The organism is Hymenobacter aerophilus DSM 13606, from assembly GCF_000382225.1.
Lineage (GTDB): Bacteria > Bacteroidota > Bacteroidia > Cytophagales > Hymenobacteraceae > Hymenobacter > Hymenobacter aerophilus.
The window spans coordinates 119,714-140,294 of the sequence record NZ_KB907808.1; the positions used below are offsets into that span (position 1 = coordinate 119,714).

A 20,581-nucleotide genomic window follows, 5' to 3' on the forward strand; every position below is an offset into this window, starting at 1 on the left:
TTGAGCTCAAGCACGGTCTTTGGTCAAACAGCACGAAAGCTAACAGCTAAAAGCTGCCAGCTAACAGCTCAAGTTCTACTGTCCCAGCACCACTTTGGCGTGGCGCAGCACCTTGTCGCCCAGGTAGTAGCCTTTTTCCACCTCGTCCACCACCTTGCCCTTCAGGTCTTCCGAGGGGGCCGGAATCTGGGCAATGGCCTCGTGCAGCTCGGGGTCGAAGGCGGTGCCCACGGCATTCATGGGGGTCAGGCCCTTCTGCTCGAGGGTTTTGTTGAGCTTATTCTGGATGATATCCACGGCCTCACGCACGGTGCCGGCATCCTGGGTATCCTGGGTATGATGGCGGGCCCGGTCGAAATCGTCGAGCACGGGCAGCAGCACCGCCATCAACTCTTGGTTGGCGCTCTTGAACAGGTCGATGCGCTCCTTGGCGGTGCGGCGCTTGTAGTTCTCGAACTCGGCCGCCTGCCGCAGGTACTTGTCCTTGAGGTCGGCCAGTTCGTTGCCACCCGCCGAAGCGCCGGTTTCAGGCGTCGTCTCGTCGGTCGTTTCGCCAGCGGTAGCGGTGGCGGGGTCGGTCATATTGTCGTCCTGGGGCAGGTTCTGGTCGTCAGCCATAGTCGTAAAATATCGTCGGAAAGGGTTTTTCACTGGATTTGGCCTGTAGGCAAGAGCCCGGCTGCAAGCAATAGGCCAAAGCGGTTTTTGCTGTCAGGTTGGCACAAACAACGGGCCGGGCGCCGGACTCGTTCCAGCACCCGGCCCGTTGTTTGGCTCTTCGCTACCGGCGAATTACTCCGCGTGCAGCGCCTTCCAGATCATATCCTTCAGCGGCTGGATATTCTTGTTGGTCAGGCTGGAAATGAAGATGGTGGGCAGGTCGGTGGGCAGCGTGGCCCGGATTTCGGCCTCCAGCTCGTCGTCGAGCATATCCGATTTGCTGATAGCCAGCAGACGGCGCTTGTCCAGCAACTCGGGGTTGAACTGCTCCAGCTCGCTGAGCAGCACCCGGTACTCGGCGTTGATGTCGGGCGAGTCGCAGCTGATCATAAACAGCAAAATGGAGTTGCGCTCGACGTGGCGTAGGAAGCGGTGGCCCAGGCCCTTGCCCTCGGCCGCGCCCTCGATAATGCCCGGAATATCGGCCATCACAAACGACTTGTAGTCGCGGTAGGCCACCACGCCCAGGTTGGGCGTGAGGGTGGTGAAGGCGTAATCGGCAATTTTGGGCGTGGCGGCCGACACGACGGATAGCAGCGTGCTTTTGCCCGCGTTCGGGAAGCCCACCAGGCCCACGTCGGCCAGCAGCTTGAGCTCCAGAATCACCCACTCGTCAATGCCATCCTCGCCGGGCTGGGCGTACTGGGGGGCCTGATTGGTGGCCGACTTGAAGTGGTCGTTGCCCCAGCCACCGCGGCCGCCGGGCGTCAGAATCAGGCGCTGGCCATCCTCGGTAATTTCAAGCTTCTTCTCGCCGGTTTCGGCGTCGCGGGCCACGGTGCCCAGGGGCACCTGGATGATGATATCCTGGCCCTGCTTGCCGGAGCGCAGGTTTTCGCCGCCGCCTTCGCCGGCTTCGGCAATCAGGTGTTTCTTGTACTGCAGGTGCAGCAGCGTCCAGAGCTGGGAGCTGCCTTCGAGGATGATGTGGCCGCCGCGGCCGCCGTCGCCGCCGTCGGGGCCGCCGTTGGGCAGGCCTTTGGCCCGGAAGAAGTGGTGCGAGCCCGCCCCGCCCCTACCCGAGCGGCAGTTGATTTTAACGTAGTCGATGAAGTTATTGGAAGCCAAGGTGTTTTAATTAAGAATTAAGAATTAAGAATTAAGAATTGACTCATTCTTGCCTCTTGTTTCTTAATTGGTTGAGAATGAAACCCCCTGTCATCCTGAGCGGAGCGAAGGACCTATACAGAAGCTATTGTTTGATGCTAGCTTCTATATAGGTCCTTCGCTCCGCTCAGGATGACAGGGGGTTTCGGAAGCTGCTCTATTTCAACAGCCGCAAAGTTACGCTTTTACTTCCTTGGTGGCCTGCTGGCTTCCTTCGGAAACCGCCGACTGATGCTGGTCGAGGATGGCGCAGATCTGGCCGAAAATATCCTCGATTTCGCCCACGCCGTTCAGGCCGCAAAATTTGTTCTGGGCGGCGTAGTAACCGGCTACCTGGGCGGTTTCGGTGTTGTACACCGTTACGCGCTTGCGGATTTTCTCCTCGTTCTGGTCGTCGGGGCGGCCCGAGGTTTTGCCGCGCTCCAGCAGGCGTTTCACCAGCTCCTGCTCCTGCACTTCCAGCGCCACCATGCACGTTACCTTGGTGCCGTGCTCGGCCAGCAGCCGGTCGAGGCTTTCGGCCTGGGGCACGGTGCGCGGGAAGCCGTCGAAGATGAAGCCCGCCGCCTGCTCGTTCTCTTTCAGGGCCGAGCCAATCATGCCAATTACCACTTCATCGGGCACCAGCAGGCCCTCGTCCATGAGCTTTTTGGCCTGCAGGCCCAGCTCGGTGCCGCGGCTGATCTGGGCGCGCAGCAGGTCGCCAGTCGAGAGGTGCACCAGGTTGTAGCGGGCAATCAGCTTCTGGCTTTGCGTGCCTTTACCGGCGCCGGGAGGGCCGAAGAGTACAAGATTGAGCATGAGCAGCGAGGGGTTACGCGGGAAGGGAAAACGGGCGGTTTCTGGAAATATAAGCACGTTACGGCAAACGGCCGGGCAAAGCTACGGCCGAAATCCGGTATCGGAAGGCGGCTGACCGGCTTATACGGCCTGGTAGACGTCGGGGTAGTTGCGGCCCAGCCCGTCGAAATCGAGGCCGTAGCCTACAATGAAGTCGTTGGGGATGCGCAGGCCCACGTAGCGTATGGGCAGCTCGTGGAGCAGGCATTCGGGCTTGAGAAACAGCGTGGCTACTTCCAGCGAGGCGGGCTGCTGGGCGCCGAGCGTGTCGAGCAACATGCGCATGGTGTGGCCGGTGTCCACGATATCCTCCACAATCACTACGTGGCGGCCCCGCAGTTCTTCGGTCAGGCCCAGCACTTCTTTGATTTCGCCGCTGCTGCTGGTGCCTTCGTACGAGGCCACCCGGATAAAGCACACCTCGCAGGGCAGGCTGATGTGCTTGAGCAAATCGGCGGCGAACATGAACGAGCCGTTGAGCACTACCACAAACAGCAGCTGTCGGCCGGCGTAATCCTGGTTCAGCTGCCCGGCTACTTCGGCAATAGCCGCCGTCAGCTCCGGGGCCGACAAATAGGGCTTAAACTCTTTGTCGTGCAGCGTAATATGGTCGGGGTTCATCCGCTTGAGGTTGGGCCTTGGGTGAATGGGCACCTCAAAGGTAGAGTTTAGCGCCGGGATGGCAGGAGTCGGGGGCTGAAAAATCCACCTGTCATCCTGAGCAGAGCGAAGGACCTATACAGAAGCTGACGTAAGACAATAGCTTCTGTATAGGTCCTTCGCTCTGCTCAGGATGACAAGTAGTAGTTTCTACCGCACCGCTGCCACCGCCACCACAGTAGCTGCCGGCACCACGGCCCGCACGTGCGTGGCCGGCACCTGCTCCGGGGCCTGCACCACGCCGCGCGCGGGGGCGGCAATGTGGGGGGCAATCACGAGCGAAACGATGCTCATCAGCTTGATGAGAATGTTCATGCTGGGGCCGGAGGTGTCCTTGAACGGGTCGCCCACCGTGTCGCCGGTGACGGAGGCCTTGTGGGCGTCGGAGCCCTTGTACTGCATCGTGCCGTCAATTAGCACGCCCTTCTCGAACGACTTCTTGGCATTGTCCCAGGCCCCGCCGGCGTTGCTCTGGAAGATGGCCATCAGCACCCCGCTCACGGTAACGCCGGCCAGCAGGCCGCCCAGCACTTCAGGCCCGAAGGTGAAACCCACCAGCACCGGTACCACCAGGGCAATGGCGCCCGGCAGCATCATTTCGCGGATGGCGGCCTGGGTGGAAATGGCCACGCACTTCTCGTACTCGGGCCGGCCGGTGCCTTCCATAATGCCCGGAATCTCGCGGAACTGCCGCCGCACCTCCTGCACCATCGCCATGGCCGCCCGCCCCACAGCCGAAATGGCTAGGCCGGAGAAGATGAACGGAATCATGGCGCCCACGAACAGCCCGGCCAGCACCCGGGCGTTGCTGATGTCGATGCTTGTAATGTTGGCCGTGCCCATAAAGGCCGCAAACAAAGCCAGCGAGGTGAGGGCGGCCGAGGCAATGGCGAAGCCCTTGCCGGTGGCGGCGGTGGTGTTGCCCACGGCGTCCAGAATGTCGGTTCGCTCGCGTACTTCCTTGGGTAGCTCGCTCATTTCGGCAATGCCGCCGGCGTTGTCGGCAATGGGGCCGAACGCGTCGATGGCCAGCTGCATGGCGGTGGTGGCCATCATGCCGGCTGCGGCAATGGCCACGCCGTAGAGGCCGGCGCACTCGTAGCTGAGGATGATGCCGGCCGCCAGCACCAGAATCGGCAGCACCGTGCTTTCCATGCCCACCGACAGCCCCCCGATAACGGTGGTGGCGTGGCCCGTGGAGCTTTGCCGCACAATGCTCAGCACCGGCCGCCGGCCCATAGCCGTGTAGTATTCGGTGATGATGCTCATCAACGTACCCACCACGAGGCCCACAATTACGGCCCAGAATACACTCATGGCGTTAAAGGTCACGCCGCGAATCACGAGGTCTTCGGTGGGCAGCATCCACTTGATAATGAAGAACGAGGCCACCGCCGAAATGGCCACCGACACGTAGTTGCCAAAGTTGAGGGCCGCCTGCACGTTGCCGCCCTCCTTCACCTTCACCAGCAAAATGCCCAGCAGCGAGGCCACGATGCCCATGCCGGCAATGACCATCGGCAGCAAAATGGGCGAGAGGCCCTGAAACTGGTCGCCGCGGGCAATTACCTCGCGGCCCAGCACCATGGTAGCCAGAATAGTGGCCACGTAGGAGCCGAACAGGTCGGCGCCCATGCCGGCCACGTCGCCCACGTTGTCGCCCACGTTGTCGGCAATGGTGGCGGGGTTGCGGGGGTCGTCCTCGGGGATGCCGGCTTCCACTTTGCCCACCAGGTCGGCGCCCACGTCGGCGGCTTTGGTGTAGATGCCGCCGCCCACGCGGGCAAACAGGGCAATGCTTTCGGCCCCCAGCGAGAAGCCCGTGAGCACCTCCAGGGCCGTTTCCATCTCGATGCCGTTGGCCGTGCCGCCCTTGCTTACCACGAACAGCTGGTAGAACACGATAAACAACGAGCCCAGCCCCATCACAGCCAGCCCCGCCACGCCCATGCCCATCACCGAGCCGCCCGAAAACGACACGCTCAGGGCCTTGCTCAGGCTGGTGCGGGCGGCCTGGGCCGTGCGCACGTTGGCCTTGGTGGCAATCTTCATCCCGATGTAGCCCGCCAGCGCCGAAAACACGGCCCCGATAATAAAGGCAATAACAATCACCGGGCTCGACTTCTCGCCAGTGCTGCCCAGGTAAAAGAGGAAAGCCGAGGCAATCAGGCCAAAAATGACCAGCACCCGGTACTCCGCTTTCAGAAAGGCAATGGCCCCATCGGCAATGTAGCCGGCAATGGTGCGCATCCGCTCGTCGCCGGCATCCTGCCGGCTCACCCAGCCCGAGCGCACCCAGGTGTATAAAAGCGCAAAAAGGCCCAGCACGGGCACGGCGTAAAGTACAGGAGGCATAGGCAGTGGGAAGTGGGTTTGGTTGAGGAAGCGTTTAGGCGGGTAAAATAGAGTTTATTACCCAATTTGTCAGCTGTTAGCGGAGAGCTATTAGCTGTTAGCTAACTATCTGGCATTGTGACGTTCCGTATATCAAGCGACAAAAAAGGCCTTATCACGCCTGAACAGCCATTGTTGCGACTATTCGAGCGTGATAAGGCCCTTTGCATTGCCCAAGATGACAGCACATCAAGCTGACAGCTAGCAGCTCTCAGCTAACAGCTAATCAAAGCTCCCGCATCAGCACCTGATACAGCGCCAGCATACTTTCAATGTCGCGCTTGTCCACGATTTCGTCGGGCGAATGCACATTGTCCTCGGGGGCACCCACGAAGCACCAGTCCCAGGGCTGGGCGCCGTGCTGCAGTTCTTTGGCATCGGAGCCCCCGCTGCCCTCCACTTCCAGCTGGTGCGCAATGCCCGAGGCCGCCGCAATCCGACGGATACGGTCGACGTAGGCGCGGCGCGGAATCAGCGAGTCGCGCAGGCTGATGGCTACACCCTGGCCGGGCTGCACGCCTTCGGTTACCCAGGTGATGTCGGAAATCAGGGCCTGGCGCACGCCGTAAGTTTCGTAGATGTACTTGGCCAGATAGGCCACCGAGCCGCCGCCGTGCTCCTCCCAGCAGGAGAAGGCCACAATGCCGTGCTCCAGCGTTTCGCACAGGCGCAGCGCGTTCCAGACGCCCAGGCGGTTGTCGAGGTAGCAGCTTTGCACGGTGGTGTCGGTTTCGCGGAAGTCGCAATAGAACGTCAGCTCCGTGCCCCGGTCCAGGTCGCGGTGGTAATCGTAGCTCAGCGCGCCGGTATCCTCATCGACCACCAGCGTGCAGTCAATCTTTCCCCGCGAGTCCTCCCCTACCAGTCGGTAGCCGGTTTCAGCCACCGGCCCGCCAATGCGTACCAGCTGCCGACCATAGCGAACCGTGAATCCAATACTATCGAGGTGCGCAAACACTGCCGTTTGAGGTCTACCAAATACCAGGATAATGCAATCCTGAAACTGTTCGCCGGTTAGCACCTCGGGGTGCATGCGCCACTGCGCCTGGTGTTGCTGCACGTAGCGCAGCACAAATTCTGTCAGGGCTGTTTCGTGGCCCGCAGGGGCCGGAATCTGACACATAGCACGTAAGAGCTCCATCGGCTGTATATTTTTTGTCCAAATTAGCGCTAAAAGTTCTAATTTAGCCTTCCGGTCGGGGAGCAGGGGTTTGGTTATCACTGCGGTCCGTCGCCGCGACTAGCCGAGCGTATGCGTCAACTAATACCCCTATTTATTTTCCTGCTGCTACTGCTTCCCTGGGCTGCCCGCGCCCAGCAGCCCACCGCCCCGACGCCGCCCGAGCCACCTCGCCCGGAAGCCACGCGCGCGGAAACGATGCAGCCCGACCCCACCCGCCCCGACCTGCTGCCCGACTCGACGCGCCAAGTGAAGCTGGAAAACGTTGATGTAGCTCCGGCCGCCATCGATATTTCGGGCTGGCTGCTGCTCGATAAGGACATCCAGACCGAGCTGGAAGGGGCCGTGTACAACCTTTACAACTTCAAGTATGATAAGGCCGAGCGGCAGTTCCGGAGCCTGCGCCGCCGCTACCCTAGCCACCCGCTGCCCTATTTTCTGCTGGGCCTCAGCACCTGGTGGAAAATCGTGCCCACCGGCATCCAGACCAAGCTCTACGACCGGCAGTTTTTTGCCTACATGGATACCACCATTACCAAGGCAGAAGCAATTTATAAGAGCGACAACCAGAACTACGAGGCGGCGTTTTTCCTGGCCGCCGGCTACGGCTTCGATGCCCGCCTGCACGCCGAGCGCAGCGACTGGCGCAAAGCCACCGTCAGCGCCAAACGCTGCCTGGATTACCTCAACAAGAGCAAGGAGGCCAACGGGCTGAGCCCCGAATTCCTGTTCGGGCAGGCCCTGTTCAACTACTACGCCGTCTGGATTCCGGAAAACTACCCGCTGCTCAAGCCCGTGCTGCTGTTCTTCCCGAAGGGCAACAAGCAGCTGGGCCTGCAGCAGCTGCGCAACGTAGCCGAAAACGGGTTCTACGTCGGCCCCGAGGCCCGCACCTACCTCATGCGCATCCTGCTCATCGAGGAAGACAAGCCTGCCGAAGCCCTGCCCACCGCCCGCTACCTGGCCACCACCTACCCCGATAACGCCTACTTTCAGCGCAACTACGCCAACGCCTGCTTCCGCGAAGGAGGCTACCGCGAGTGTGAGCGAATCAGCCGCGACATGCTCGACAAGCTCGGCCGCGGCCTGCCTGGTTATGAGGCCAACAGCGGCCGCTACGCCACCTACTTCTTGGCCTACTTCATGCAGCACAAGTATAAGGACCTGGCCAAGGCCCGCGACTATTACCAGCGCTGCATCGTATTTGCCGAGCAGAACGGCGAAACCAACTACGGCTTCTACGTGTTCGCCAACCTGGCCCTGGCCCGCCTAACCGCCGAAGCCAAGGACACCCGCGCCGCCCGCCGCTACTACACCGTCGTGCTGGAGAAATCCGACCGCAAGTCCGACCAGTACCGCGAGGCCCGGGAGTATCTGAAGATGAAGTAGTCGGCGGTAGTAGGAATTTAGTGGTCAAGCGCTGGTAAGGTCGGGATACCGTTCTTTGCAGTTCCTACCCGCTGGCCCGTCTAGATTGAATAGCTGTTCCTATGGATTTAAAGGACCTCTTCCTGACCCCATTCTACCTGGCCTTATTTTACGGGTTGGCCTTTGCGGCGCGTAAGCGATTCACTAATTCACTAACGAAGAAGTACTTTATCCCTGCGCTGACTGTCAAGTTTATCGGCGCTATTTCACTGGGGCTGATTTACCAATTCTATTATGGAGGTGGTGATACTTTTAACTATTATAAACACGTAAAAATCGTCTATCAGGCTTTTGTCGATTCGCCAGCTTTGGGCCTCAAGTTGATTTTTGGTCCGGCAACCTATGATCCGCTGACTGTAAAGTACACCGGCCAGATGTACTGGTTCAACTCCCCGACCGAATACTTTGTGGTTCGGGTAGCGTCGGCTTTTGCCGTCTTATGCTTTGGGACTTACAGTATTATCGGTCTGTGCTTCGCGCTGCTCAGCTTCTCGGGCATGTGGGCCATGTACCTCACCTTCCTGCGGGTATATCCACTGGCCTACAAGAAACTTGCTATTGCTGTATTCTTTCTACCCTCGGTCTTCTTCTGGGGGTCTGGCCTGGGGAAAGACTCGCTTTGCATGGGAGCATTGGGCTGGGTATTTTACGGCTTTTACCACGCGCTTATCGTGCGTCGAAATATTCCCACAGCGCTTGTTATGGGCGGAATAGGATTGTATATCCTTATTTCTGTGAAGGTCTACATACTACTATCTTTTCTACCACCGGCGCTGCTGTGGGTGTTCAATGAAAACAACCAACGAATCAAAAACGCTTCGGTACGCCTGCTCCTTAAACCTTTCTTCCTACTTTTTGGCCTAGCCGCTGCATATTTTGGCGCTACCAACCTGACAGCTGGAGACGAGCGTTTTGACGTAGAGAATATCGGGGAGCGTAGTCGAATCACGCAGGAGTACCTAACCGAATATGTAGCCAGCGGTTCGGTATACCAAATCGGAGAGCTTGATGGTTCGCTAGGCTCTATTGTCAAAGTAGCCCCGCAGGCCGTGTTCGTGTCGCTGTTTCGCCCCTTCTTGTTCGAGGTGCGCAACCCGGTGATGCTGTTATCAGCTCTGGAGGCTACGCTGTTTATCTGGCTTACCGTGAGCCTGTTTTATCGCACGGGCCTGTTTAAGGGGCTGGCCCTGGTCGGTCGTACGCCGGTGCTGCTATTCAGCTTTCTGTTCACCATCATTTTCGCCATTGGCGTGGGCGTCAATAGCGGCAACTTCGGGACGCTGGTGCGCTACAAAATACCGCTGATGCCCTTTTATCTGGCGGCTTTGTATATCATGCAGTCTATTGCTCAGGCTCAGCGCCAGCCTAAATCCACTACCAGAGTTCAGCTAAACAGGTCCAGAAAGTTGGATTCGTTGGCCGTCACGGAATAGCGCTGTTGCACTGTCTGACGAGCCGCCTGCCCCATGCGGGTACGTAGCGCGGGGTCGAGTAGCAGGCGCCGCAGGGCAGCCTCCCATTCGGCGGGCGAAGCACAGATATTGCCATTTACGCCATCAGTTACCACCTCGGTGTTCATCCCAACCGGCGAAACCAAGGCGGGCTCGCCCAGCGCCATGTACTGCAGGGCTTTGAACGCACACTTGCCTTGCGCCCACTTATCGTCCTCTAGTGGCATCAGTCCCACATGGAAGGCCAGCAAATCGGCAATTTCGGTTTCCTTACGCCAGGGCTGGTACACTAGGCTGCGCAGGGGCAATTCGGGCGGCTGATTGGAAATCACCCGGAACTCGAAGTCGAATTCCTGCTCCAGCTTAGCCAGCACTGGCACTACCTGCTGAATGTATTTGAGCGTGGAGTGCGTACCCGTCCAGCCTATAACCAGCCGGCCCGGAGCAGCTTGGTCGCGTACCTGATTGTGCAGGTGCTCGGTGTCGATGGTAGTAGGATTGATTACGGCCCGTGGGTTGAACTGCCGGGCATAATCGCGCAGGTAGGCATTGCCGCAACTCACTTTGTAGGCCCAACGGCAGACGCTGTCCACCTTGTGATGCCACTTGATGCCCGCCACGATTTTATTGGCAGCCGATGTGTTGGGAATCCAGATAGCGTCGTCGAAATCATAAATGATTTTCTTTTTCCACACCCTAGCCAGCAGCCACTCGAATATAGGTGGCCCGATAGGCGAGGCTTCGCGGTGAATAAAAACATAGTCGTACCGATGCGCCGTCAGCAGCTGGACCATACGCCGCACAAAACCGCCTAGGATGCCTAGTGCCTTGCGCACTTGGTGACCGGGCAGGTAAAGAATGCGCCAGGTGGCTTCCGAAATAAACGGCGCCACCTGGTAGTAATGGCCAGCGGCCGTCAGGGTTCCGAAGTATTGCTCGAACCGGAACCGTTGCGATGGCGCCTTGCCTGTAGGGTAAGGGACCAGAAAAAGAATCTGCATATGTAACTATAAACTCCGGGCGGAAGCGCAAACCGGTAGTATAGAACAAAGGTAATGCGGTTGGCCCCGATGCATTAGCCAGTCGCGCAGCTTACGCTTCGGCACCGACTGGACTGGTATCTTTGATTTTGCGCCCTTGCTCCCATGCTCCCTTCTCCCCCGCCTGCTGATTTCATTCCCTTCAACCGCCCCCACTTAGCCGGGCCGGAGCTCGAATATATCCGGCAGGCGGCCGCCGCAGGAAAGCTCTCGGGCAACGGCGAATTCACCCGGCGCTGCCAGCAGTTTTTCGAGCAGCAGTACGGCATTGCGAAGGCTTTGCTCACAACCAGTGGCACTGCGGCGCTGGAAATGGCCGCCCTGTTACTCGATATCCAGCCCGGCGACGAGGTTATTGTGCCCAGCTATACGTTTACTTCCACGGCCAACGCTTTCGTGTTGCGCGGGGCCCGCATCGTGTTTGCCGACAGTTGCCCCGATCATCCCAATCTGGATGTTGCGCAGCTTGAAGCCCTCATCACGCCGCGCACCCGCGCTATTGTACCGGTGCACTATGGCGGCCAGGCCTGCGATATGGCAGCCCTGCTGGCACTGGCCGAGCGCCACAATTTGTGGGTGGTCGAAGACGCCGCTCAGGCCATTGAAGCCAGCTACCAGGGCCGCCCTCTGGGTACCTTCGGCCATCTGGCTGCTTTCTCCTTCCATGAAACCAAGAACCTGAGTGCGGGTGAAGGAGGCCTGCTGGCCGTCAACGACCCACGGCTGGCCGCCCGCGCTGAAATCATCTGGGAAAAGGGCACCAACCGCGCCGCCTTTGCCCGGGGCGAAGCAGCGCGCTACGAATGGGTCGACGTGGGGTCCTCCTTCCTGCCCTCCGAACTGAACGCCGCCTATCTATGGGCGCAGCTGGAGTCCCGTAAGATCATCCAGCAGCGGCGGCAGCAGCTCTGGGAGCGGTACGCCGCCGCACTCGGTCCGCTAGCTGCTGCCGGGACTTTCCAACTGTTGCCTGCCCCCCCCATTGGCACTCAGCCCAACTGGCACCTGTTCGCCCTGTGCTGCTCATCCAGAACCGAGCGCGACGCCCTGCTGGCCTACCTGCTGCGTCACCACATTCTGGCCGTGTTCCACTACCTCCCCCTGCACACCAGCCCCTACTACGCGCCCCGGCACGATGGCCGTTTGCTTCCCAACGCCGACCGGTTCGGCCAGACGCTGGTTCGTCTGCCGCTCTATCACGATTTGCAATTTGAGCAGCAGGACCGGATAATTGGATCTATCGAAAAGTTTTATAAGCGAAAGTCACATCACACGTTGTAGGGTGCGGAGATTGCCCCCGCCCACCGTTTAACGAATCCAGCAACTGTCGCCCAACAACGGGCGGGGACAACCGAAGGACAGCGAAGCTAAGCTCCGCACCCTACACCGCGTCAGCAGCCCGCTTAACGACCGACCGGCATAACAGCAGGCACGTAGAGTCTGCCACCTGGCCGCTGGACGCCCCGCTCCCCTACTCCGCCAGCACCGCCGCGTACAGCTTCCCCAACTGCTCATACGTGGCCTCGGCCCGAAACTTATGGCGCACGAACTCCCGGCCCGCAGCGGCAAACTTACGGCGCAGCTCCGGGTCGGCACCTAGTGCCAACAGCGCCTGGGTCATGGCCGGCACGTCCCGGTTAGGCACTAAAATCCCCGAACGGCCGGACTCGAATAACTCAGCCGGCCCTCCGCAGTCGGTAGCAATTAATGGGGTTCCGAAGTAGAGTGCGTCGAGGCAGGTAAGCGAAAAGGATTCCGATTCGGAAAAATTCAGCACAATATCGGCCTGTTTGATGGCGGCCTCTACATCCTGCACGAAGCTGCCAAAGGTCACGACCTGCGCTAAGCCGGCCGCCGACACCGCAGCTTCGAGCTGCCGCCGGTAGGCCCGGTTTTTCTCCAGCCCCATGTCGCCACCCGCGAAGTGCAGGCGAAGGTTGGGCTGCTGCGCGTAAGCCGCTTTAAATGCTTCCACGGCGAAGTTCTGCCCCTTGCCCATAATGTAGTTGCCCAGAAACAAGGCTCGTACGGTACCATCAGGGCGGGCCGTCAGGTCAGTCGGTGGGTACTTCTCACCCTCCGGAACCGGATCGAAAACGACCTGCACCTGGGGCAGTGGCCGGAAATACGAGTATACGGCCTCCGACACGCAGACCACTCGTTGGGCCAGGTGCTCAGCTACCCAGCGCCAGGTACGGGCCAAGGGCTGCATTTGGGTATGGGGCAGGAACCGCACGTGCGTTATCAGAGGCCGCCCGGTGAGGAGCCGCGCTACTACGCCCGTCAGGTTGTAAAAGTCGTTCATGTGCACGGCCGCCGCCCGCTCCCGGCGCACCAGCGTGGCCAGCCGCCAGCCGTTGAGCAGCAGCATGGGTCCGTAGAGTAGCAAGCTGCGCACCCGCTTGCTGATTTCCACGAAGGGCAGTTGGTGCACCCGGTAACCGGCCGCTTCCAGCACCCCCCGCCCCTTGCTGCCGCTGGGCAGCACGTACACAAACTCGTATCGGTCGCGCAGCTGGTCGGTAGCGTTGCGCATAGCTATTAACCCACCTGTTACAGCTGAAGCATTATCGACGATGATAATTTTTGGCTTTTTCAAATTCGACTTTCATATAATACAGAGGCCTCCGCTTTTTGTAAACGGAGGCCTCTTTTATTTCTTAACTCTCTCTACTGCTGCTTTCAAACCAGATTTAAGATTTTTAAACAGGCCAGATGTCCCTTCAGTATTCACATAAATCGTATTATGTTCCGAAGCCGTTTCATTTTCAGGGCGTCCCGGAGTATAATAATAAACAGCCATTGATTTACGTGTAATTCCTTCTGGAGTATTTAACGGCTTAGGGTGTCCATGAAAAGAAACTTCGTTTGTTTCAAAAATAACACACCGATTGAAAATCGGTTCTATATACTCCAACTGCTTTTTCTTGTCCATATCCCACAACTCTAAATAACCGTTGTATTCTTTGCGCCAATTCTTATTCATATAAACAATGGCATTCATCCTGCGATGATACTTTGTGGTAGCATGATAGTTAAAATCTACATGCACATCTAAAAATGCACCATTAACAGATTGATGCAGTCCGCCACCAAATAGTTCGTCGTCGGCAACCAAGTCGTTGATGTCTACAATACTCTTAACTATGTTTAAAAACTTATCGCCGTTAAACTCGTCAAATGCATTTTGTAATACAGGATGGTCCGCGCCAAATTTTGTTAGTGCAAATTTGTTTTTTTGGTTTACATAGGTGGTACCATCCCATGATCCCATATCCACAGTAGGATATGCGCCCAATATCTGTTCTGCCGATTCTGGCTTAAAAAAGCCATCAAACATCAGATACTTAAAGGTTTTTTTTGAATCGTTCCATTGAGCCTTCAAGTCCGCTTGTTTCTTCTCAATACTCTCAAAGTCAATCATTTCCATACGATTTGCTTGTTTTTGAAAGTAGCCGTACGTTCAGCTACGAACTCACAAAGTTAACTAGACTTTATGATTTTAAGACAGAGTCTATCACTGTCACCCACTGGCCAAATACCTTTTCTCTGGTAAAGTCCTGCATGCGTTGCGCTGCAAGTTGACCTAAATGCTCCAGCATAGCTGGGTCACCGAGCAATTGGTCCAAAGTTTCCGTCCAGACCTGCAGGTCATCAACTAAACTAGCATGTTGGTTAAGCATGGGCATTAGCATCCCAAACTCGGCCCTTTCGGCCACGCGGATTGGGATATTAGGTGCGGTTGTACTAGGAGCCAGCATTTCGCGCGGTCCAGTAGGGCAGTCAGTGGTCACGACGGGCACCGCGCAAATCATTGCTTCGCCCAGCGCCATCGGAAAGCCTTCCCAGGCCGAGGGAAACACAAATAGGGCCGCGGGGCGGATATATTTGAACGGATTCTGCTGGAGCCCAAGAAAATACACGTCGTATTCCGGCGTAAGCGTGGCATGCTGGTCCCACGCTTCGTAAACGCGCAGGCCCAGTTGCTGGGCGTGCAGCGTCAACTCGTCCCGTAGTTCGCCGTCACCGACGAACACCAGCTTGGCCGGCCGGCGCTTTAGGAGCGCCGCGAAGGCGTCGAGCAACGGGGCCTGATTCTTTTGCACTGCCAGGCGGCCTGACGTAACGAGTACCGGAGCCGAATCATAGATAGCCTGCTCCGCCGCCGAGAGCGGGTCACGGCCTTTCTTCTCAATCTGGGCTACTTCGAAAAAGTTGTTGATCGTTATCAGCTTTTCCGGCTTAACCCCAAAGCCCTCAATTAATTCGGGGTTGATATCCCGGCTTACGGTCACGATTTTGTCGGCCCGGTTGTAGAGCCTAGGGATGAGCACATTCTTACGCAACCAACCTACTGGCCCCCGAATGTTGGCATCGTGCAGTTTAGAGCCATGCACGCAGAGAATGGTTTTACCGGGGCCGCCGCTCAGCAGGTTCACGTAGTCTGCCCCCTCCAAATGGCTGATGACTACGGCGGTTTGCAACCGCTCACGCAGCTGCCGCAGCCCACTAATGCGCCGCCGGAAATTTTGCATTTTAGCTAGCAGGCCGCCGCCGCCCTGCACATCAAGGCTCACCACGGGGTTGCCGCTGGGGTACAAGTCCCCGCCTTCTAGGTTGAATACGGCCTCAGTAACGGCGTAGTGCTTGGCTAGCTCCACACTGTGGTCGTGGAACACGCGCTGTGCGCCACCCAGACCCAGGTTAGGAATGACCATAAGAAGATTTTTTCGCATATTGTTAAAATACCGGGATGAGCAAGATTATACCTTATTTATAAAAGCCTAACCAATGCAAAATGACCTTTAGCACGATGTCGTACTTGCGCTGATAATACTTGTTGTGCGAGCCCAAAATATTCCAGACGTTACCACCTTCATACTTGTGTAGGTCTGCGCGCTTAGACAAATATGAGGTTGCATCTTCATTGATGGAGTGGTTCCAACCTTTGAATCCATTCTTGACTGCCTCTATTCGCGTTGTAATCCGATTCTGAATTTGGGCCATCGAGCGAAATTGATAGTGCTTGACCCTGATACGGGTGGGACAGAGCACACCCATATGCTTGGGAAGCTCAGCACCGAGCGTCCAAATCATCTTCGGCCGATGCCTAAAAAATCGTGCTTCACTCCAAGTATACTTTTCATAGTAGCGAATATTACGAATGTTGTTTTCCGCGTCATCATCGAAATCATATTCAGCAATATCCTCTTTGGTGATCCAAAAGTGGATAGTAGCCGTGGCCACGAAATGATATATTGGGCTGACTTTAGCCAAGAATTCTACTGGGTTATCAGCATAGAACTCATCTGCATCTAGTCTAAAACACCACCAATCACCTTCACTAGCTAAGTGCTTAAACTCATTATATACCTCTCCACGGATTCCATCATAGAAACCTTTATTCTCCGTCTTCCAAGGAATAATTTTATCAGATTTTATGGAGTTAACAATTTCCCAAGTACCATCTGTACTACCGTTATCTAGTACAAATATTTTATGAGCCCATTTTGATGCCTCTAACAAGTTGTATTTAACAATGTCTGCCTCATTTTTAACAACCGAGATTGCAAATATCTTCATGTTTTCTACTTTTTATTCAAAATATCATGAGATACAATTAATCAACACTAGCATAACCAACAAAGTGTAATTATGAATTACTAATCTAGCATTATACATTATCATATGAAACTCATATATAATGCCTTGCAATGCACTCTATATAAGCCCTGCCAAACTGCCATGTTGATTAGTATTATCAGTTTGAAATATTGAACCAACAGCAAATAAATCATTTTCTATGTATAGAATTAATGCTCGAATGAAAAGTGTAATCCCTATTATTTCTAAAGATTCTTCTATTACTACTTCAGTTAAATAATATCCAGAGGACCATCCGGGGCCCACACTGCTTATAAACCCACCCATGAGTTCAGCACCAAATGCACCTAGTACATACACAAAGCCAGATACAAGAAATTGCATTCTGGTATTTGATGGCAGACTCATTAAAAATTTAAAATAAATAGTTAATGTAATCAGTGTAACAGCAAATCCCAAGATTGCTATAGCAAAATTTATAGGCGAGGTTATTTGCATATAATGTCTAGGTATATTTGCAATAAATTCATGAATACTGGCTGCTTCGTCTAAAGAAAGAAATAGAAAACCAAAAGATAAAAATCGCCAATATTTCCAAAATTTATCTTTTGTTTTTTTCTTATCTTGAGCTATCAACAATAGCATTAAAGCAGAAAAAGCTAAAATAAAGGAATTATAGTAAGCGGTTACAGTCAATTCTAAATCCATATTAAAGAGCGGTATTAATCCTAAAGCAGTCTTATAAGGGGTAAAAGCAAGTAATAAAGCTACTATTACACCTAATATTATCAAACAAGTCGCTATAATCCACATAATTCTCATTATCAACTTGGTATTTACCTTAATGTTAATTGTCATTCGTCGAGTAGTTAAGTTGTTGGAAAATCAGGGAGAACACCCTAACCAATTTCACTCTTATTCATCTGCAAATATACACATTGTTTGGTATAGTCAAAAACTATAATGAATAGCAGATTCAGTGTTTGCGAAACCGCTATACAACAAGTGTTTTATCGAGGCTAGAAACCGCCGCCGCCACATTACGCTGAAATCCTGTTGCATTGCTTTCCATAAGTAGTGTGCAGTTGTGGTGCGGTGCTGTTTACTTAACGCTAAGGTAAGCGCTATAAACGTGTACCGGTCAGCTACAAATTGCCCAGCCTTACCAGGAAAGCGACGCGTAAAGTCGGGATTGTGTTTTACCAATTGGCCGAACAGTTCATCGCGTATGCGTACGGACTCGGGCGCAATAGTGTTGAGGCTACGGCCATCGTGTTCACGCAGACAAAATGTTTTTTCGCGGATGGGATGGAACTGGTATCGGCTGGCCAGACGCAACCACAATTCCCAGTCCTCGGCCGACGACAAGCGTCGGTCTTCTACAAAAGGGTTAGCCAAGGCAATATCGCGGCGCACAAATACTGTGTTGCATGCTAACGGGTTATCATGAAGCAACACTTCGTTGGTATCTTCCCGAAATACGCACACCTCACTAATTAGATGACCCTGCCCATCCAGCCGCTCGTAGCCGGTATGCATCACTTCCATTAGCCCGTGCGCCTGTATAAACTCCCATACTACCCGCAGGTGGTTAGGATACATTTCGTCGTCGGAGTCGAAGAAGTTTAGGTACTGGCCGCGGGCTTGCTGTGTCCCGTAGTTGCGGGCAGCGCCCCGCTCTCCGTTTTCCTTGTAGAAGTAGCGGATGCGCGGGTCCTGCAGCCGGGCCACCACCTCGGCGGTGTTGTCGCGGCTACCATCATCTACGACGAGCAGCTCGAAATTCTGGTACTCTTGCCGTAGAATAGCTTCTAGGGTAGGCGTGATAATGTCCGCCCGGTTGTAGCTAGGAACAATAATAGAAAAGTAAGGCTCGGACATCAGCGAACAACGGTTGAGGGGGTTTGCAGCTCTTTGCCGACTAGTAGGCGGCTATATTGATGGGCCAAATAGCGGTTGGTAGTGTTGCCGCCACCTGACAGCAGCAGATTCAGCATTTTAGCTATATAGTAACCGGATGTGGCCATCGTGCCATACTCCCGCCGCAGAAAAGTATCCTCGTTGCGCAAAATCATATTGGCCTGGTTCAGCTTTTTCTCCTGCTTCGTACTCTGCGAGAAGTGGTGCAGAATATGGGCTTCAGGCAGGTACTGAATATCATAGCCCAGCTTGCGAATAGCATAGCACCATTGTAGGTCCTCGGCATACATAAAAAAGTCGTCGGGGAGTTTGCCACCCGGCAGCTGCTCGATAACGTGGCGCTTGACGTGAAAGTAAGTACCCCACACCCAGTCGGGGCGAAACGGCTTATCATGGTCGAAGAAAGTGCCCAGCAGCACTTCCCCGCGTCTTTGCGCGCTCAGCGCTTTTTGCAGGCGCAACAGCTCAACCAGCTGCAGGCGCAACGAAGGGAAGCGCCCACACTGCGGCTGTAAGCGGCCGTCGGGGTACTCCAGCCGGCCCGTCGTCACGCCCATCCGTGACTCGGCCACTAAGGTGCGGTAGGTGATGGCCAAGGCATCGTTGAGAACGGCCGCGTCGCTGTTGAACAGCAGAATAGTTTCGCCCTGCGCGTGTTGGATGCCCAGGTTGTTGCCCTTGGCAAAACCGGAGTTTTCGGGGTTGCGCACCAGTCGCACCGTTGGAAATTGCTCAGTAAACCGGCCAGGGTCGCACTCGGTCGAGGCGTTGTCCACCACAATAATCTCGTACGACACGCCCTTGGTATGCTGCTGAATGGACGCAATGGCTTCACTCGTCAGCCGAAAGGTGTTGTAGTTGATAATAATGACGGAAACCTGGACCATGCGCGTAAGAACTGAGGAGCGGTGGTGCAAAGGTCGGGCTTATTGGGCAACTTCCCTAAACAACGCTTCATATTGGGCCGCACAGTGGGCCACATCGTAGGTTTGGCGCAGCTGCCGGGCTGCCTGGGCGTGGGTAGCCAGCAACGCCTCATCATCTATATAGGCCTGCATCGCGGCCACCAGGTCGGCCCGGTGCGGGGTTGCATCAGAGTTCATCCGCAGCAGCCGGCCCGCTGTCGGTTTATCAGGAGGCCGCACCATTTCCGGAATACCGCCCAGCGGACTGGCAATTACGGGGACGCCGTTCTCAAAAAACTCGATGATGGAAATCGGCTGGGCTTCTGAAAACCACGACGGAAACAGGCCCACATGGCACTGCCGCATATAAGGGTGGGGCGTTTGCACACTGCCCAGGAAGAAGATATCCGGGTGGGCAGCCTCATACTCGGCCCGCAGGCTGCGCAGGTAGGCACCGTCGCCCATGGCAATAAAGGCAAACCGGCGGTCAGGATACAATTCTTTGATTTGCACGTAGGCAGCTAGGGCATCGCTCCAGCCTTTTTGCTGCGTGCCGCGGCCTACCATCCCAAAAACAAAACTACCCGCCGGTACCGGCACCGGGGCCGGCTCCGGCCCTATCGGCACATATGGCGGCACCCCGTTGTAAATAACCTCTACCCGGGTGGTTATCGGCTGCCGGGGTTGCGGAGTGTGCTGCTTCGCATTCTCGTACTCTTTCTGGTAATCGGTGGCCAGAATACTTTCCCCGGCCCGCCGCTCTTCTTCCGACGGCGTTTCCTGGAGCTTGCCCGTGAACAGGTCGGCCGTGTACTGCGACACGCCTACCACCGCTGCCGCCAGGTTGGCGTAGGGCACGAAGGAAAACTCGCCAACCTTGATGAGCATGGAATACCCCTGGTGGTCAGTTACCACGGTAGGTACGCCCGTCAGCCGGCACAGCTGCGTAACGCGCGACTTGGCCACCATGGGCTCGTGGCTGTGCAGCACGTCAATGCGGTGGCGGCGGATAAGGTAGCAGCCAAACAGGGTTTTAACCCGCTCGTGCACCGAAAACCCCAGACCCAGCTTTTGCCCTAAAGCATTCAGCTTCCAGACCAGCTTGTTGAACAACGGATACTGGTCCATTGATACTAGCTGCACCGCCGGACTCAGGTATTGCGCCACCATCGCCTGGTCGGTCAGCTGCTCATTCTGGTTGAAGAAGTAGACGTTGTGTTTCTTCGCCAACTCCGAGGCCAGGGCCAGAGCCAGAACGTGCGAGCCGGCTTTATCCAGGCAGAAGGTAGTAACGAGTATGTTCATAGTGCAAAACTACCGACTTTACATAAG

At 55.8% G+C, this 20,581-nt stretch carries 18 protein-coding genes; 3 read left to right on the plus strand and 15 right to left on the minus strand.

What is annotated here, in order from left to right:
- Nucleotides 1-75 precede the first annotated feature (75 nt).
- From H145_RS0108740 to H145_RS0108765, 6 genes are all read right to left on the minus strand, one after another.
- Nucleotides 76-618 (minus strand): nucleotide exchange factor GrpE, encoded by a 543-nt coding sequence (locus H145_RS0108740; RefSeq protein WP_019947765.1) that lies wholly within the window; start codon nucleotides 616-618, stop codon nucleotides 76-78.
- 174 nt (nucleotides 619-792) lie between these two features.
- A complete protein-coding gene (obgE, locus tag H145_RS0108745) occupies nucleotides 793-1,788 on the minus strand; it encodes a GTPase ObgE (protein ID WP_019947766.1) in 996 nt (331 codons plus the stop codon).
- 216 nt (nucleotides 1,789-2,004) lie between these two features.
- The gene (locus tag H145_RS0108750) at nucleotides 2,005-2,628 is read right to left on the minus strand and encodes an adenylate kinase (protein WP_019947767.1); all 624 of its coding nucleotides are present in this window, start codon (nucleotides 2,626-2,628) and stop codon (nucleotides 2,005-2,007) included.
- Between the two features lie 120 nt (nucleotides 2,629-2,748).
- Nucleotides 2,749-3,288 carry a hypoxanthine phosphoribosyltransferase gene (hpt, locus tag H145_RS0108755; protein WP_019947768.1) on the minus strand — a complete coding sequence of 180 codons (540 nt, stop codon included), beginning with the start codon at nucleotides 3,286-3,288 and terminating at the stop codon, nucleotides 2,749-2,751.
- 189 nt (nucleotides 3,289-3,477) lie between these two features.
- Nucleotides 3,478-5,682 (minus strand): sodium-translocating pyrophosphatase, encoded by a 2,205-nt coding sequence (locus H145_RS0108760; RefSeq protein ID WP_033426045.1) that lies wholly within the window; start codon nucleotides 5,680-5,682, stop codon nucleotides 3,478-3,480.
- Nucleotides 5,683-5,947: 265 nt separating this feature from the next.
- On the minus strand, nucleotides 5,948-6,844 hold the full coding sequence (locus H145_RS0108765) for a M20/M25/M40 family metallo-hydrolase (RefSeq protein WP_019947770.1): 897 nt from the start codon (nucleotides 6,842-6,844) through the stop codon (nucleotides 5,948-5,950).
- A gap of 129 nt (nucleotides 6,845-6,973) precedes the next feature.
- Between H145_RS0108765 and H145_RS0108770 the strand changes: the two genes are divergently transcribed.
- Both H145_RS0108770 and H145_RS20595 read left to right on the plus strand, forming a co-directional pair.
- Nucleotides 6,974-8,290 (plus strand): YfgM family protein, encoded by a 1,317-nt coding sequence (locus H145_RS0108770; protein WP_019947771.1) that lies wholly within the window; start codon nucleotides 6,974-6,976, stop codon nucleotides 8,288-8,290.
- A gap of 101 nt (nucleotides 8,291-8,391) precedes the next feature.
- A complete protein-coding gene (locus H145_RS20595; protein ID WP_019947772.1) occupies nucleotides 8,392-9,762 on the plus strand; it encodes a hypothetical protein in 1,371 nt (456 codons plus the stop codon).
- On the opposite strand, the gene H145_RS0108780 is transcribed toward H145_RS20595, so the two are convergent.
- Nucleotides 9,714-10,781 (minus strand): glycosyltransferase, encoded by a 1,068-nt coding sequence (locus tag H145_RS0108780; RefSeq protein ID WP_019947773.1) that lies wholly within the window; start codon nucleotides 10,779-10,781, stop codon nucleotides 9,714-9,716. The two genes, H145_RS20595 and H145_RS0108780, sit on opposite strands and share 49 nt — an antisense overlap.
- A gap of 144 nt (nucleotides 10,782-10,925) precedes the next feature.
- Between H145_RS0108780 and rffA the strand changes: the two genes are divergently transcribed.
- On the plus strand, nucleotides 10,926-12,101 hold the full coding sequence (gene rffA / locus H145_RS0108785) for a dTDP-4-amino-4,6-dideoxygalactose transaminase (protein ID WP_019947774.1): 1,176 nt from the start codon (nucleotides 10,926-10,928) through the stop codon (nucleotides 12,099-12,101).
- Nucleotides 12,102-12,291: 190 nt separating this feature from the next.
- On the opposite strand, the gene H145_RS0108790 is transcribed toward rffA, so the two are convergent.
- The 8 genes from H145_RS0108790 to H145_RS0108820 form a co-directional block, all read right to left on the minus strand.
- Nucleotides 12,292-13,356 carry a glycosyltransferase family 4 protein gene (locus H145_RS0108790; protein WP_019947775.1) on the minus strand — a complete coding sequence of 355 codons (1,065 nt, stop codon included), beginning with the start codon at nucleotides 13,354-13,356 and terminating at the stop codon, nucleotides 12,292-12,294.
- Between the two features lie 117 nt (nucleotides 13,357-13,473).
- Nucleotides 13,474-14,250, minus strand: coding sequence for a 2OG-Fe(II) oxygenase (locus H145_RS0108795; RefSeq protein ID WP_019947776.1), 777 nt, complete (start codon nucleotides 14,248-14,250; stop codon nucleotides 13,474-13,476).
- A gap of 64 nt (nucleotides 14,251-14,314) precedes the next feature.
- Entirely contained in the window at nucleotides 14,315-15,556 is a 1,242-nt protein-coding gene (locus H145_RS0108800; protein WP_083937731.1) for a glycosyltransferase, read from the minus strand.
- Nucleotides 15,557-15,590: 34 nt separating this feature from the next.
- Nucleotides 15,591-16,403 carry a glycosyltransferase family 2 protein gene (locus tag H145_RS0108805; RefSeq protein ID WP_019947778.1) on the minus strand — a complete coding sequence of 271 codons (813 nt, stop codon included), beginning with the start codon at nucleotides 16,401-16,403 and terminating at the stop codon, nucleotides 15,591-15,593.
- Nucleotides 16,404-16,541: 138 nt separating this feature from the next.
- Nucleotides 16,542-17,282, minus strand: coding sequence for a hypothetical protein (locus H145_RS24075; protein ID WP_157541385.1), 741 nt, complete (start codon nucleotides 17,280-17,282; stop codon nucleotides 16,542-16,544).
- A gap of 93 nt (nucleotides 17,283-17,375) precedes the next feature.
- Nucleotides 17,376-18,305 carry a glycosyltransferase family 2 protein gene (locus H145_RS0108810; protein ID WP_019947779.1) on the minus strand — a complete coding sequence of 310 codons (930 nt, stop codon included), beginning with the start codon at nucleotides 18,303-18,305 and terminating at the stop codon, nucleotides 17,376-17,378.
- The gene (locus H145_RS22715; protein WP_019947780.1) at nucleotides 18,305-19,231 is read right to left on the minus strand and encodes a glycosyltransferase family 2 protein; all 927 of its coding nucleotides are present in this window, start codon (nucleotides 19,229-19,231) and stop codon (nucleotides 18,305-18,307) included. Before H145_RS22715 ends, H145_RS0108810 begins: the two co-directional genes overlap by 1 nt.
- A 39-nt stretch (nucleotides 19,232-19,270) precedes the next feature.
- Nucleotides 19,271-20,554 carry a glycosyltransferase family 4 protein gene (locus H145_RS0108820; RefSeq protein ID WP_019947781.1) on the minus strand — a complete coding sequence of 428 codons (1,284 nt, stop codon included), beginning with the start codon at nucleotides 20,552-20,554 and terminating at the stop codon, nucleotides 19,271-19,273.
- Nucleotides 20,555-20,581 lie beyond the last annotated feature (27 nt).